The 16,111-nt window shown below is 40.0% G+C and carries 12 protein-coding genes; 8 read left to right on the top strand and 4 right to left on the bottom strand.

Annotated features, from left to right (window positions below; all coding sequences use genetic code 11):
- Positions 1 to 4 precede the first annotated feature (4 nt).
- From E4K67_RS06370 to E4K67_RS06355, 4 genes are all read right to left on the bottom strand, one after another.
- Complete coding sequence (locus tag E4K67_RS06370) at positions 5 to 1,009, bottom strand: ABC transporter permease subunit (RefSeq protein ID WP_135545909.1); 1,005 nt, start codon at positions 1,007 to 1,009, stop codon at positions 5 to 7.
- On the bottom strand, positions 1,002 to 1,919 hold the full coding sequence (locus E4K67_RS06365; protein ID WP_135545580.1) for an ABC transporter ATP-binding protein: 918 nt from the start codon (positions 1,917 to 1,919) through the stop codon (positions 1,002 to 1,004). Before E4K67_RS06365 ends, E4K67_RS06370 begins: the two co-directional genes overlap by 8 nt.
- Before the next feature lie 261 nt (positions 1,920 to 2,180).
- The gene (locus E4K67_RS06360; protein ID WP_135545579.1) at positions 2,181 to 3,077 is read right to left on the bottom strand and encodes a phosphatase PAP2 family protein; all 897 of its coding nucleotides are present in this window, start codon (positions 3,075 to 3,077) and stop codon (positions 2,181 to 2,183) included.
- Positions 3,078 to 3,081: 4 nt separating this feature from the next.
- Positions 3,082 to 4,242, bottom strand: coding sequence for a heparan-alpha-glucosaminide N-acetyltransferase domain-containing protein (locus E4K67_RS06355; RefSeq protein ID WP_243454347.1), 1,161 nt, complete (start codon positions 4,240 to 4,242; stop codon positions 3,082 to 3,084).
- A gap of 363 nt (positions 4,243 to 4,605) precedes the next feature.
- Between E4K67_RS06355 and E4K67_RS06350 the strand changes: the two genes are divergently transcribed.
- The 8 genes from E4K67_RS06350 to E4K67_RS06315 all read left to right on the top strand — a co-directional run bounded on the left by E4K67_RS06350 (position 4,606) and on the right by E4K67_RS06315 (position 16,111).
- Positions 4,606 to 6,672: a PocR ligand-binding domain-containing protein gene (locus E4K67_RS06350; RefSeq protein ID WP_135545578.1), complete on the top strand. Its 2,067-nt coding sequence runs from the start codon at positions 4,606 to 4,608 to the stop codon at positions 6,670 to 6,672.
- Positions 6,673 to 7,006: 334 nt separating this feature from the next.
- The gene (locus E4K67_RS06345; RefSeq protein ID WP_243454346.1) at positions 7,007 to 7,615 is read left to right on the top strand and encodes a TetR/AcrR family transcriptional regulator; all 609 of its coding nucleotides are present in this window, start codon (positions 7,007 to 7,009) and stop codon (positions 7,613 to 7,615) included.
- Between the two features lie 18 nt (positions 7,616 to 7,633).
- Complete coding sequence (locus tag E4K67_RS06340; RefSeq protein WP_135545576.1) at positions 7,634 to 7,996, top strand: response regulator; 363 nt, start codon at positions 7,634 to 7,636, stop codon at positions 7,994 to 7,996.
- A gap of 31 nt (positions 7,997 to 8,027) precedes the next feature.
- On the top strand, positions 8,028 to 10,115 hold the full coding sequence (locus tag E4K67_RS06335; RefSeq protein WP_135545575.1) for a chemotaxis protein CheA: 2,088 nt from the start codon (positions 8,028 to 8,030) through the stop codon (positions 10,113 to 10,115).
- Positions 10,116 to 10,219: 104 nt separating this feature from the next.
- Positions 10,220 to 12,886 carry a methyl-accepting chemotaxis protein gene (locus E4K67_RS06330; RefSeq protein ID WP_135545574.1) on the top strand — a complete coding sequence of 889 codons (2,667 nt, stop codon included), beginning with the start codon at positions 10,220 to 10,222 and terminating at the stop codon, positions 12,884 to 12,886.
- A gap of 75 nt (positions 12,887 to 12,961) precedes the next feature.
- The gene (locus tag E4K67_RS06325; RefSeq protein WP_135545573.1) at positions 12,962 to 13,453 is read left to right on the top strand and encodes a chemotaxis protein CheW; all 492 of its coding nucleotides are present in this window, start codon (positions 12,962 to 12,964) and stop codon (positions 13,451 to 13,453) included.
- 25 nt (positions 13,454 to 13,478) lie between these two features.
- A complete protein-coding gene (locus tag E4K67_RS06320) occupies positions 13,479 to 15,203 on the top strand; it encodes a methyl-accepting chemotaxis protein (RefSeq protein ID WP_135545572.1) in 1,725 nt (574 codons plus the stop codon).
- An 89-nt stretch (positions 15,204 to 15,292) separates the two neighbouring features.
- A complete protein-coding gene (locus tag E4K67_RS06315; RefSeq protein ID WP_135545571.1) occupies positions 15,293 to 16,111 on the top strand; it encodes a CheR family methyltransferase in 819 nt (272 codons plus the stop codon).

Below are 16,111 nucleotides of genomic sequence, written 5' to 3'. Positions count from 1 at the left end.
CTCCTTAAACGAGGATATCTTGTTTTGTAAAATAGACAAAGCTTATGACGATTGAAGCAATAGCCCATCCCAAAAGGACTGTGACCGAGAAAAGCATATTCATCCCGTCAATCGGCTGGAAAGAGCCCGATAAATAATCTGTAAGTCGCAGATTGACCATAAACATGTAGCGTGTTATCTTCCAATCAGAGAGGAAGAAGCTAAGGAAATTACCTGCTACTAAGGTAGACATAATGATACCAATCGAAGCGGCCGTGCTTTTGACGAGGATTGAGATCATAAATGAGATACTGCCTACGACCACGGCAACATAAAATGCCAAAGAATAAACCATGAGAGAATATTGCCACTGGGGGACGTTAAGGACACCCGTGGAGTCTAATTTTCCGGCTAGGACTTTGAAGCCTGTTGCCACCGGGGCAAGCCATCCTCCAAAACCAAAGAAGAATCCTGAAATAACCACAGATAACACAAAAGCAATGGAGACAACCAAAATCTCCAAGATTATCAGTGTTAAAAATTTGCTGAGAAGAATTTTCCACCTAGGAACGTTCCTAACCAGAAGTAGTTTAATTGTACCACTCGAGGCTTCCCCAGATACCATATCTGCCGACAACATAATAATTAAAAGCGGCAAGAACAAGAAAATAGCTTGTTCCATGAATTTAGTTGTAAATTTCGCGGCAGATTGTTCAAGGGGATTAATATTATTATCAAGGTTGTATTGAAGTTGCTCCATTCTTACTCTGCTTGAAGATTTACGGGTCTCGTCCATATAAGGGCTGTCGAGCCTGTTTTTCATATCGATTAACTGCTGATTAGCTAGCTTGCGCCAGTCCTCAGTGGCTGAAATCCCCATGCGTTGAGTGAGTTGGGCCTTGGTCCTTTCTAGGGTTTGATTTTGACCATAAGCAAACACCGAGATCAGTACAACAAGAATAGCTAAAACAAACATCAGTCGTTTCTTTGAGATCATCTTTATTACTTCATTTTCAATTAACCTAAACAATTTCATCACCTTCAGTAAGATCTAAAAATAAATCTTCTAAAGTGTGTTGCTTGGTCGAGCAATAGGTGAGCGCCAGGCCTTCTCCAATAAATAAGGCATTAATTTTATCAAGCGGGTGCTGACTTATGTCAGCGCTAACGATATTCTTTTTCATCTGAACACCTTCGATATTCCAATGTTCCCTGAGGAGTGCTATCGCTTTCTCAGGGTCATTTAACTGCCACTCTATCCGATCATCATGTAAGATGTCTTGGATATTAGCGGTTTTAATGACATTCCCTTGCTTGATGATGGCGACACTATCGCACATTTGCTGAATTTCTAACAGTAAATGGCTCGATACGAAAACCGCCATTCCTTCTTCATAAGCTAGTTTTCTGATCAAATTTCTGAACTCAGTGATACCTGCAGGGTCGAGGCCATTTGTCGGTTCGTCAAGAATTAGAAGTTTGGGCCTGGACAGGATGGCTTGGGCGATTCCTAAACGTTGGCGCATACCCAAAGAATAAGTATTTACTTTGTCCTTGACCCGATGCTGGAGACCTACCATTTCAACGACGTCGTTAATTCGTTGCTGACTTATCCTCTTATCCATGGCAGCATATTGTAGTAAGTTTTCCATCCCTGTTAAGTATGTGTACATATCGGGACTCTCGATAATGCAACCAACATTCGATAAAGCTTTCACAAAATCGTGGGCTACAGAATGACCGCAAATGGTTACAGACCCTGCAGTCGGCTTAATTAATCCGACAATCATGCGGATCGTCGTCGTTTTTCCCGCGCCATTAGGACCTAGAAACCCGAAAATCTGGGAGGGATAGAGTGTTAGGTTTACTCCCTTAATAATCTCTTTTCCTTTAATGGTCTTTCTTAAGTTGGTGAGTTCCAAAACTGCATTTTGTTGCATGAATTCTCCTTTTAAAACCTATAAGTTCGTTACGCTCCATTATAAATAAAATTAGCAAAAATAAACAGCTGCAGTTACTTGGATTATCATAAGGATTAGTGTGGAAGTAGTGTGGAAGTAGTGTGGAAGTAGTGTGGAAGTAGTGTGCGCCATGCGAATTAAACGGATTGCTTATGTTATATTGAATTATTATTTCTTAGTGAATAAGGTTCTGCGAGTAATAGATTAATAGTAGGAATGGCTTTGGAACATCTAGAATGTCTAGCAATCTTGCAAGGGGTCCGACTTATAGAAGAACCTTTTCTTGAGATTTTCAATAAGCCAGTCCCCTATCTTGACAGCTGCAAGGGCCAAGCACATTCCAGCGATGACATCGGTAACCCAATGAATTTCAAGATAAAGAGTCGAATAGATAATTGATAGACAAAATAGAGTCCAAACCCAGCGGAAGAGTTGATCCTTTTCTCTCCATGCGAGTAGGAGCATAGCGAAGGCAATCGAGGTATGCATAGAAGGAAAACAATTAACAACGACTACAGTTGCATCAGCGGCTGAAAGATTACGGGACATACCATCGGGGTGGCCAAGAACATACCAGACTTCCTTAACGTGAATCGTAAGATAAAAAGGAAAAATTAAAACAAATTGTAAGACATGAGCAGATAAACTATAATGGAGCATTTTTAATGAATCCTTAGCTAAGAAGGAACGGAAAATAGGGATAAGGACTGGAAGTGTAAAGCCATTAGCATAAATCCAACGGAAATAGCTGCTCAGCCATGGTGTTTGGATCACTCTGAACAACCAGCCATCATTCCCGGGTATTGATTTGAAAAGAGCGTCCAATTCGAAAAGGTGAGCACTGGTACCCAATTGCCAATATACAACTTCGTTCCATAATGGAGGGAAATATTGCCACATAACTATCGGAAAGATACCGAGCGGTATTCCAAGGCGGAGGAAACGTCTCCAAGAAATCGGCACACGATCATATTGGACTCCCCAACAGGTTACAGCTAGTAAAAAATAGGAGTAATGGGTAGAACGGTCCGGTGCAACAATTAAGGACACAATAATAGCAATTATGCAGAGTTGAAAAGAATATCGCTTGGGCCAGTCAATATATCCTATTGCTTTAAAGTACATAGAAGAGATCATTATTCTATCTCAATCCTTTCCATACCAAATAACCATGACAGAGGGGATATAGGATTATCAAACCAAAGGCCCAGACTGCAACTCCAAAGGATAGAGAATACCCATTAAAATTAGAAAGTAGTGCTGGAAGCGCAGCGTAAAGCCAAAGGTGAATATTGTAAAAGAAAAGTGGGACCTTACCAAAGTCTTCTAATACTCCGGCTAGTCTGGAGGCTTCTGGTAGCTTGTAAAATAGAAAAAGTAATATAAAAAATAGACCTAGATAAAGCAGATAATAGTCTGGACTTGGGGGGTATTTTGAAAGACCGAAAAAGCCCTGAAACGTGCCATCCGGAAGAAGGTAATCACCTAATCCAGCAAAACGCAAGAGCAAGAAAAGGGTTAAACAGCTAAAACCTGAGACTGCAAACCGTCCGGCTTCGTAGGCAATTCCCTGCGCCGCATAAGTATTTCCGTACAGCCAACCAAGGGTCATCGGTAATAGCCAAGGGATGACGGGGAAGTTATTATTCACTAAGGACTCTGGCGAAAAGGAAACAGGTAGAACTAGAATTGCTTGTCCAGCTTGTACTATAGACAGATGGGATGGATAGCTTAAGGTGATGGTGGGAAGAAATAATTGGCTCAATAAATAGAGGAATCCGGATATTCCGAAAAGGTTCCAAGGGGAAATATGCCGGCCTAGGGAAATGAAAAAGAAGCCGATACCAATCGTCGATAATACGCTCATCGAAAAAAAAGTCCCCCATGTAACACTGGAGAGTGATTTTGTTTGAAGGAGCATCTGAAGATTGAAGGCGGGAGAGGCGATGAACAGTTGAAGCGCTATTAGAAGCATACCTCTGCGCCATAAATGATGGTTGATATTGGAATTCGAAAGTCCTTTAAATTCACGTCTTTTGATGGATAGGGCTAATGCATAACCGGCAAGGAAGAGAAAACCAGGTGCGCAGATACTGGATAAGAGCATGACAATGAAGGCTAAAGAACTGAAGTCGCCAAGCGGGTTGAAGGTTACCGTACCATTCAGCAAAAGAGGTAACCCTTCATTATTGATACGACCGCTACTCCAAAAAAACAAGGCATGGTCTAGTGCCATAAAAACCATAATCAAACCTCGGGTTCGGTCTAAGAATGGAAGCCTGGCCATAAAGCCTAAACTCAACTTATAATCATCCCTTTTTTAAAGTTCTTGTCGTTCTAATCTATACTGTCCAAAATTGTAAAAAATTTGCATAGAAAAGCTCCACAATCCGCAAAAATACAGGATGTTAAGCTCATCATTTTTATTTATTTCCCCTGAAATCTATAACTAATAATCCCAGCTTGTTCTCCTAAACTGAGATAGTTTAATAACTGAAGATTATATTCTGACAGAATAGAGGGAATACGATGAATTTTGACGAATTGCGAAAACATAAGGAAAGTGAAAATATTGTTGAATTAGGTGAAAAAATCATTTTAGCTATACACATTGAATTATTTCAAAATATATGCCGAAAAATGACTAACAGAAAGAGTGATAGGTATGGAAGAAAAGCTCAATACCATAGAAAGCTCTGACCTTTCTCATTATAAGTTTTCGGAAATCTTCGATTTACAAGTTATTCAAAAACTTCAGGATCTGTTTTCTGCTGCGACTGGTGTCGCCTCACTCATAACGGACCCTGATGGAACTCCCCTAACTAACCCAAGTGGATTTAGCAGCTTATGCAGCGAAATTAGAAAAACAACGATAGGTCTGAGTAATTGCATGAAATCGGATTGCATTATAGGCAACTCCAAAATCGATGGGCCCACAATCCAACGTTGCTTAAGTGGAGGACTGATTGATGGAGGGGTAAGTATCATTTTCGATGGTAAGCATATTGCTAACTGGTTAGTCGGACAAATTTTGGATGAAGATTATGAACTAGAAGATTTGTTGTCTTACGCTGATTTAATTGGAATGAAACGTGACATATATATAAAGGAATTAATGAAGATCAAACGCATGTCGAATTTGCAATTTGAAAATGTCTGTAATTTTCTATTTTTGAATGCCCAACAACTCTCAAAGAGTGCAATGAAAAATATTTCGCTTACTCATGAAATCGGTCAAAGAATGATTAATGAGTTAGAAATCAATCAACTGAATAGTGAACTTGAAAAGAGAGTAGTGGAAAGAACCACACAACTTGAGGAGAGTAATTGTGAACTCGAAGAAACTAATGCTGTGCTCGAGGAAGAAGTTCATGAACGTCAAAAGGTTGAAGAAGAAATTTTGAAATTAAATGATGAACTTGAAACGAGGGTAGCGGAAAGAACGAAACAACTTGAGGAAAGTAATGGTGTGCTAGAAGAAACGAATGCTGTACTTGAGGAAGAAATTTATGAACGTCAAAAAGCAGAGGAAGAAATTATAAGTGCTAAAGAGCAAGCCGAAGCAGCAAACGCCGCGAAAAGTCAATTCCTCGCCAACATGTCCCATGAAATACGAACGCCTATGAATGGAATTATTGGGATGACAGATTTGTGCCTAATGACTGAATTAAAGGATGATCAAAGAGAATATTTGTCGATTGTGAAATCTTCAACTGTAGCTCTCTTAGGAGTGCTCAATGATATCTTGGATTATTCGAAAATCGAGGCAGGTATAATTAATTTAGTAAATCTGCCTTTCGATCTCCAAAAGATACTCAATGAAGTTATCGATTTGTTTAATATCAGCGCAATGCAAAAAGGTTTAAGGTTAAAATCAAATTTTGATCGAACAATTCCCAAGCTTATCATCGGTGATTTCGTTAGATTGCGACAAGTGCTCTCTAATTTACTGGGTAATGGAATTAAATTTACTGCGCAAGGTGAAATACATATCAAGGTTGATGTTGAACAGCAGGATGATCATATAATCAAATTGCGGTTTGTGATATCAGATACAGGAATTGGCATATCTAAAGACAAAATTGATAAGTTATTTAAACGATTTAGTCAAGTAGATGAATCTAATACCCGACAATTTGGAGGGACGGGACTTGGCTTGGCGATTTCCAAGAATTTGGTTGAAATGATGGGCGGAGAAATTGGAGTAGAGAGTCAAGAAGAGGTGGGAAGTAGCTTCTTTTTCTCAGCAGTCTTTGGACATCACGAAGAGTATTCGAAATCATCTAACATCATGGAAACTGATTTTTCGCACAACGATACTACACAGGAAGAAAAATCTGAACGGAAAAAGGTGTTAGTGGCAGAAGATGATCTTGTAAGTAGGAAGCTGGTAACTATCTTCTTAGAAAAGAATGGATTCGAGGTGATTGCAGTTGATAACGGAAAAGATGCTGTTTTAGCTTTTGAAAGGGAGAAATTCAACTTAATTTTGATGGATATTAATATGCCTTATTTGGACGGATACACAGCAACGTCCATCATTCGTTTGAAGGAGCAGGATCGAAGATACCACACGCCGATTATCGCGATGACAGCCTATGCTCTTAAGGGAGACCGAGAAAAATGTATAGATTCCGGGATGGATGATTATATAACGAAACCGATTGAGTTCAGTAAGGTTTTGGAGAAGATTGGAAAATATGTAAAAAGTGAGACCAAGGCACGAAACTGAGCTGGTTAGAGCCTGAAGAAACTATGAGTGTTGGAATGCGCTAGGGGGTGGATCACTTCAAATTGCCAATGGCAATTTGAAGTGATCCACCCCCTAAACCATCGGCTCTTGGAGAGTGGACGATTAATTGGGAATAATTAAAAGATAATAGTCAGAAAACAATAATGAAGGAAATGAATAATCAATGCACATTGATTTGTCGAATATAATAATAAAATATATAAAAAACAAGTTATATGTAGGAAAACAAAGCTGGTAAATTGAAGAGAAAACTCGTATTATGTAAATATAATAAAGGAGAGTAAATGATTACTCTCCAATGGAGGAAAGGTTATTGTCAAAATTATTACACACTAAAGAAAGTTTGATTTTATCGACGATTGAGGTTTTTAGTGAACAGGGTTTGCAGGGACTAACGACTCGGGAGGTGGCGAAAAGGCAGGGTATCTCTGAATCAGCTATCTTTAAGCATTATAAATCGAAGAACGAACTGATTTTAGCTGTACTCGAATATTTCTCTCAATATGACCAAGCGATTAGTGAATCATTAAGTATGAAAGAGTTTAAACCGATCGAGGCCATTACTTATTTTGTAGAGGCCTACGTCACGTATTATGAAAATTATCCAGAATTAACGGCAATTACCCTGTCCTATGAGGGACTAATGCATGAAGTTGAGCTCTGTGAGGTGGTCAAAAGAATTTTTGATAAAAGGGTCAATACTATTCAATCCTTAGTTGAGGATGCTAAACGTCAGAATGAAATCTCTAAGGATGTCGATACTGAAAGTTTGGCAGATCTTATTATAGGTTTAGAAAGTATTGTTGTCCTAAGATGGCGCCTATACAGTTGTAATTTTTCTTTAAAGGAACATACTTTAACGGCATTAAAAATGTTATTAGATGCTTTCAAAATAAAGCCTGGGACGAGTAGCCCCAGTTGATAGAGGAGTGTAGTTTAAGTGAAGAAATTGCTTATTGTGGATGATGCGGCTTTCATGCGACTTTCCATTCGAAGTATGCTGCTAAAACATGAAATAGAAATTGTTGGAGAAGCAGCAAACGGAGTTATAGCCGTTGCAATGTATAAAGAATTACGTCCCGATGTTGTCACGATGGATATTACGATGCCAGAGATGTCTGGGCTTGAAGCCCTCAAAGCTATCAGGGATTTCGACCCTCAGGCTAAAGTGATTATGGTATCAGCCATGGGACAGGAAGGGATGGTGAAAGAGGCCATAATTAGTGGTGCTAAAACATTCATCGTTAAACCATTTAAGGAAGAATTCTTTTACCAAACACTCGCTAAGGTATTAGGTATTTAAAGATGACTCCAAGTTAGAGGAGGTGAACGAATTGTCTGAGCAGTATGTCAACGAACCTATGCTGGATCTCTTCATTTTTGAGTCAATGCAATTGCTTGAGCAAATGGAACTTTTAATCATTGCTAATGAAAAGTCAAGTTCTTATGCACCAGAGGCCATCAACGAAATTTTTCGGATTATGCATACTATCAAGGGTTCCTCAGCAATGATGCTATTTAATAATATTACAACTCTGGCCCATTCTATGGAAGATTTGTTTTTTGTTCTACGCGAGGATAATCCTCAGAATGTAGACTTTTCGGAGTTATCAGATTTAATGCTTGAGGGCTTGGATTTTATCAAAGTGGAAATCTATAAAATTAGAACAGGAGAAGAAGCTAATGGCAATGCTTCGGCATTGATTAAGAGTCTGCAGATCTTTCACGCAACAATAAAAGGTCAGGATTCCAGCACTCTAGATCGTAAAAATGCGAATGTAACACCTTCTCATGGAAATGACACCATCAAGCAGCAACAATACTACATAAGTAAAGTGAGGACAGAGACGACTGCACTTAGGAACACATTTCAAGCTAACCTTCGTTTTGAACAAGATTGTGGCATGGAAAACCTGCGAGCGTTCGGGGTGGTTAACGATCTAGGAGATCTTGCCGAAGAATTTTATCATATACCGAAAGATCTCGATCATGAGGATAGTGCTAGAGTTATTTGTGAACAGGGCTTTACTCTTTTGCTAAAAACGGATCGCTCTTTGGAGGACATTCATAAAGTTCTGATTCAGACAATCTCTTTAAAGGACCTTCAATTAACCCAGGTAGAAAACAGTGAACTATTTAATGATCTCCCCATAGAACGAAGAATCTTACTGGAAGATAGCCCTATGAAAGTTTCTAAAACAAGCGATCGAGACCTTGTTGCCAACGAAAATGAAGTTCATGCTTCAGCATCTCAGCAAAGCATTATTAGTGTTAGTGTAGCAAAGTTAGATCAGCTCATGGATTTAGTGGGAGAAATGGTGATCGCTGAAGCTATGGTGACTCAAAATCCAGATCTCAATGGCCTGGAACTAAATAATTTTGCCAAGGCCGCCCGACAGCTAAGAAAAATCACCAGTGAACTACAGGATACTGTCATGTCTGTGAGGATGGTGCCCTTAGCGGGGACGTTCCAAAAGATGAACAGGACACTGCGTGATATGTGTAAAAAACTCAATAAGGAAGTTCAGCTTCAATTAATTGGACAAGAGACCGAGGTTGACAAGAATATCATTGAACATATTTCTGATCCCTTAATGCATCTTATTCGCAATTCAATCGATCATGGCATAGAAATGCCCTCTAAACGAGAAACCAAAGGCAAACCTCGTTTAGGAACGATTACTTTAGAAGCGAAAAATGCCGGAGGGGATGTTTTAATCATCATTCGCGATGATGGTGAAGGTTTTAATAAAGATAGGATTTTGGCCAAAGCACGTGAAAAAGGATTACTTCAAGTGTCAGAAGACGAAATCACGGATAAAGAAATCTATAACTTGGTCTTTCTACCTGGGTTTTCGACGAACGAGAACGTTACGGAATTTTCCGGGCGTGGTGTCGGAATGGATGTCGTTTTGAAAAATATTGAAGCCGTCGGAGGAGCAATAACGGCAGATAGTGTAGCTGGAAAGGGCACGACCATTACTCTCAAAATCCCACTCACTTTAGCTATCATCGATGGGATGAACATTAAGGTGGGGGATTCACGCTATACCATACCGACAACTGCAATTAAGGAGTCCTTTAGACCCAAACTGACAGATGTGATTGTCGACCCAGATAATAACGAAATGATGATGGTCAGGGGACAATGTTATCCCATTCTGCGTTTGCACGATATTTATCGTGTTCAGACAGAGGTAACCCATCTTACAGATGGAATCATCGTTATGGTGGAACAAGACGACAAAACACTTTGTATCTTTGCAGATGGGTTGATCGGTCAGCAGCAGGTTGTTGTGAAAGCCCTTCCAGAATATATTCGAAACACGAAAAAAGTTAGGGGTCTGGCTGGGTGTACCTTATTGGGCGATGGAAGTATAAGCCTCATTCTGGATATCGCAGGACTCATTGCTTTTGGATAATCTGCGTAACTTGATGAGACCGAGAAATAAGATGGCAGAGTATTTCTGAAACCGATTTGGAAAATTTGAGAAGTCTTTAAGATCACAATTGGAGGTTTTGGTAAATGAAATGGTTCATGGATCTGAAAATTTCAGCAAAATTGATAACCGGATTTATGATTGTCGCAATTATTACAGCAACTGTAGGTGTAGTAGGTATCATAAATATTAGAGCTATAGAAAAGTCGGATACGGAGCTTTATGAAAATATGACAGTGCCGATCTCAGAACTAGCAGATATTTCGACACAATTCCAACGCTCTAGGGTCAATGTCCGGGATATGATCTTAACGAGTGATCCACTCATGGTAAAAGAGCACTCAGACAAAATAGCTCAGAGACAGGCGGACATAGCTAAGGGTTTAGAGACCTATAATAAAACCTTAGTATCAGCCAGTATGAGAGGACTGTATGATGACCTAGTTAAGAAGAATGCTATATATGGACAACAGATAGCTAAGGTTAGCGAACTGGAAAAACAAGGTAAAGATGCAGAGGCTATAGCGTTAATGAGTGAAACTGGTTCCACTGGTATCGCTTCAAGAGAACTACAGGATGCACTTGCCAATATAATCACCGTAAAATTAGAGGATGCAAAAATAAAGTCCGCGGATAATACAAAAAGAGCAAATAGCACAACAGTTATCATGATGATTGTCATACTCGTCGGTATATTCATCGCAATAGGTCTAGGTGTGTTTCTGAGCTCAATTATCAGCAAACCGATCAAGCTCCTTACAGAAGTTGCGAATAAGTTAGCTTCTGGGGAGGTTGATGTCGATGACAGTGTAAAACGAAAAACTAAGGATGAAATAGGTTCATTGATGGGATCCTTTGAAAGAATGGTTGAAAATGTTCGCGATCAAGTCAATGTGACGGAGAAAATTGCAGCAGGAGATCTATCGGTTCTGGTTAATGTGAAGTCGGACAAAGACATCTTGGGTAAAAAGCTTGTAGAGATGCAGAACACGATCAAAGCATTGATGAATGAAACCGACCAGTTGGAAATAGCAACTCGGGAAGGTAAATTAAATACTCGAGCTAATGCTAGTGCTTTTTCGGGCGGGTGGGGCACTTTAGTTGGTGGTATCAATAACCTCATGGATACATTGGGTGGGCATATTGATTCAATGCCTAGTCCGGTGATGTTAATTGACAAGGACTTCACCATTCTTTATATGAACAAGAATGGTACAGACTTATTGTCAACCACTCAGAAGCAGATTGTTGGGACTAAATGTTATGACAGCTTCAAAACATCGGATTGCAAAACTGCAAATTGCGCCTGTGCTATGGCGATGCAGCAAGGACAAAGAATCAGCCGTGAAACAGATGCGCACCCCCTTGGAATGAATCTTGATATTATGTATACTGCCATTCCACTGAAGGATGATAAAAATCAAGTAATAGGGGCGATGGAACTCGTTGTAGACCAGACTGCTATTATGAATGCTGCCAGAGTCGCTGCAAAACAGGCGAGGTACCAAGATAAAGAGACTGTAAAACTTCTCGATAATATTGAGAATCTGGCCCAAGGAAAATTGCAGTGTAACTCTAAGATTGAAGCAACGGATGAAGACACGAAGGCAATTGGAGAAATGTTTAGCAATATCTATAAAAGTTTTGAAGAAAGTTTATATGCTATGTCTGCTTATGTTACCGAAACAGCAAAAGTACTTACGGAAATGTCCAAGGGCAATCTGGATTTAGAGATCAAAGGAGATTACAAAGGGGATTTTGTAGAAATTAAGAGCTCAGTGAACTTAATTATTGATTCTTTAAACGAAGTATTAGGTGATATGAATAACGCTTCGGGACAAGTTGCTGCTGGGTCAAGACAGGTTTCTGATTCTGCCCAAGCGCTTTCCCAGGGGTCCACAGAACAAGCGAGTGCTATCGAAGAGTTGACTGCCTCGATGGAGGAAATCTCGACTCAGACCAGACTAAATGCTACTAATGCCACTCAGGCTAATGAGCTAGCCCTAGCAGCCAAGGAAGGCGCCACCAAGGGTAATGAACATATGAAGGGTATGCTTAAAGCCATGGATGATATTAATGAAGGATCAACTAATATATTTAAGATTATTAAAGTCATCGATGAAATCGCTTTCCAGACGAATATCTTAGCCCTTAATGCCGCAGTCGAGGCTGCGAGAGCAGGACAGCATGGTAAAGGGTTTGCTGTTGTCGCGGAAGAAGTGCGTAATCTAGCGGCTAGAAGCGCAAACGCCGCCAAAGAGACGACCGGACTTATAGAGGGCTCCATGAAAAAGGTTGAAGGCGGTACAAAAATTGCGAACGAGACTGCCATTGCACTAAGCCAAATCGTCGAAGGAGTCACTAAAGTAACAAACCTCGTAGGAGAAATCGCGACTGCATCCAATGAACAAGCGTTAGGGATCAACCAAGCGAATCAAGGGATTTTACAAGTCTCGGATGTCGTTCAGACGAATTCAGCGACGGCGGAAGAAAGTGCCGCAGCGAGTGAGGAACTTTCGAGCCAAGCAGAACTGTTAAGAGAACAAGTCAGTCGGTTTAAACTTAAGAAAACCACGGGGTCGTCTTATAAAGGGTTTGAAAATCTGAATCCAGAGGTTTTAAGGATGATTGAAGATTTGACCCAAAAGAATAAGTCGAGCTTCAGTTCCATCCGCCATGGGTATGCTGAAGTTGCAGCAACGAGTAATAAGCCGAAAATCTCATTAAGTGATGGAGAGTATGGGAAATATTAGATAAATACTAGGGGGGCGCCGCAAGGCTTCCTAAGAATAAAGGGGCTATTTTTCAGAGAGGAAAGGAGAGGCAACATGGCAGACAATGGGGAACTAGAGAGCCAAGATCAAGTAGAAGATACTCAAAAGGGTAAGTTTTTCACCTTTTCTTTGGGGACAGAGTTTTACGGCATCGAGATTAAGTATGTGACCGAAATCATTGGTCTTCAGCCTATCACTGAAATTCCGGAAATGCCTGAATACATTAAGGGAATCATCAATTTGCGGGGTAAGATTATTCCTTTAATGGATGTGAGACTGAGATTTAAGAAGCCTTTTAGAGAATACAACGATCGGACGTGCATCGTGGTCATTGAAATTAGGGGAATCACGATAGGTCTTATTGTTGACAGTGTTTCTGAGGTGATCTCAATCCAGGATGAAGAAATCGTAGCCCCGCCTAACCTGAATAAAGACGGGAATAAATATATCAAAGGGATAGGTAAAGTTGGAAATGATGTGAAACTTCTTCTAGATTCTGATAAGCTTTTGAACGATGTGGACGTCGAAGAGTTCGGGAATATCTAAGCGAATAAGAGGGAGGTAAGGATCAATGAAGTGGTTTTATAACATGAAAATAAGCGCAAAACTAATTAGTTCATTCATACTAATAGCTATCTTAGCTGGTGTTGTTGGGGTTGTTGGAATCATCAGCTTGCAGAGTACTTCGAAGAATTTTGGTACCCTATTTGAGGTGTATGGTATAGCAACTGCAGATGTTGCGGAGATCGGGTTAGCCTTCCAAGAAGAACGGAGTGTAATTAGAGACGTGCTTTTCCACAATGCTGATTATCAGAAAAGCCTTGACACGTTGAAGGAAAAGGACGCTATTATCGACGCTGGGTTAGTAAAAATCGAAAAAAACATGCAGACTGCTCAGGGTCGTGAAGTCTATAATGTGCTGTCCGATAATTTGTTGAAATATAAGGACAACAAAAGTACGGTTTTTCAATTAGTCGCAACTAATCAGAAAGAGCAAGCAATCACGCTGTTTTACGGAGTGGGTTCAGCCCCGACTGTAGCAGTAGCGGATGCTATAAATACGCTATTTAAGTTAAAGATTGAAGGCGGTTTGAGCAAAACTACAGAATATGATTCGGCAGCCACTAATGCGATTCAAGTGATGATGGCTGTTTTGGTATTTGCTGTTTTGATCGCGATCGCTTTAGGAATATTTATTTCTAAAATCATCAGCAAGCCCATTGTTGAGCTTGTTAGCATTGCAGAGAAGATTGCAGATGGCGATCTAGATGTAGCAATTGAGGCTAAGACAAGAGACGAAATAGGTACGCTTTCTTCAGCCTTTAAGCGTATGGCGGATAATCTCAATGAGGTGATGACAAACTTCAACTCGGCATCTGAACAAGTGGCATCTGGATCTAGACAGGTATCTGCTTCGAGCATGGCTCTATCACAAGGTGCGACAGAACAGGCTAGTTCAATCGAAGAACTAACGGCCTCCATTGAAGAGATATCCACGCAAACCATGCTTAATGCCCAAAATGCTAGCCAAGCAAATGAGTTGGCTGAAGCAGCAAGAGAGAACGCCATTCAGGGTAATCAGCAGATGAAAGAAATGCTCCAAGCTATGGAGGAGATCAATGATGCTTCTGGAAATATCTTTAAGATAATTAAAGTGATTGATGAGATCGCTTTCCAGACAAACATTTTGGCTCTTAATGCCGCAGTAGAAGCTGCTAGGGCTGGTCAACATGGCAAAGGTTTTGCAGTAGTCGCCGAAGAAGTAAGAAATCTCGCGGCCCGTTCAGCCAATGCTGCTAAAGAAACAACGGCCTTGATTGAAGGCTCAACGAAGAAGGTGGAGGGCGGTACTAAGATAGCTAACGACACGGCCCTAGCTCTGAATAAAATTGTTGAAGGTGTTAGTAAAGCTACTAGCCTTGTAGCACAAATCGCAACTGCTTCCAATGAACAAGCCTTGGGACTTAATCAAGTGAATCAAGGAATTATTCAGGTTTCGAGCGTAGTTCAGACTAATTCAGCTACTTCCGAAGAAAGTGCTGCTGCAAGCGAGGAACTATCAAGTCAGGCAGAACTCCTAAGAGAACAGGTAAGAAAGTTCAAACTGAGGAAGACCACTGTGTCATCCTTCAGAGGATTAGATGATCTGAACCCAGAAGTCTTACAAATGCTTGAAGAGATGTCCCGAAGGAAAAAGGGCAATAAGAACTTTGACAACCAAGGGTATGCTGAGGCTGCGGCAGCAAGTAATAAACCCAAGATTTATTTAAGTGACAACGAATTTGGTAAGTATTAGTGCGAATAATGTTCTCATAAACGGGAGAGCCGAAGGGCTCTCCTAAAAAAAAAAAATGGAGAAATTATGGTAAAGAGGGAGGTGTACTTATGCTTAGGATTTCGGATAAAGAATTTGTGCAACTGGCTAATTACATTAAAGCTAATTACGGTATCTATTTAAAAAAAGAGAAGCAAACCTTAGTACTTGGAAGGCTTAGTAATGTTTTAACAGAAAATAATTTTACTAGTTTTAATGATTACTTTAATTATCTTATAGCGGATAAAACAGGGGATGCAATTGGCACACTTGTTGATAAAATAACGACCAATCATACCTTTTTTATGCGAGAGATTGATCACTTTAACTTTTTCAGAGACAAGATACTGCCCCATCTCGTCAATACATCGAAGGATAAAGACTTACGGATATGGAGTGCTGGTTGTTCAAGTGGGGAAGAACCGTATACTATAGCGATGATCATTGACGAGTTCCTTGGTGCGGATAAAAAATGGTGGGATGCAAAGGTTTTGGCTACAGACATTTCTAGTAAAGTCTTGGATATCGCCCTTAAAGGAGTCTATGACAATGAGGGAATTGCGACAATACCGCCCTTTTGGAAACTCAACTATTTCGAGAAATTAAATAATGATAGATCTGTCCTAGTTAATAAGATTAAGAATGAAGTTATATATAGGAAATTCAATCTTATGGATGGGGTTTTCCCCTTCAGGAAGAAATTTCAGGTAATTTTTTGCCGAAATGTGATGATTTATTTTGACAACCAAACAAAACTTGATTTAGTCAAGAAGTTTTATGATATAACTGAACCAGGGGGATATTTATTTATTGGACACTCAGAATCACTGAATCGAAACGAGACGGAGTATAAATACATCATGCCCGCCGTTTACCGAAAGGAATCTTAA

This window comes from Desulfosporosinus fructosivorans, from assembly GCF_004766045.1.
GTDB lineage: Bacteria > Bacillota > Desulfitobacteriia > Desulfitobacteriales > Desulfitobacteriaceae > Desulfosporosinus > Desulfosporosinus fructosivorans.
Note: the sequence above shows the minus strand (reverse complement) of the source record. Positions and strands in the feature narration are given on the sequence as shown.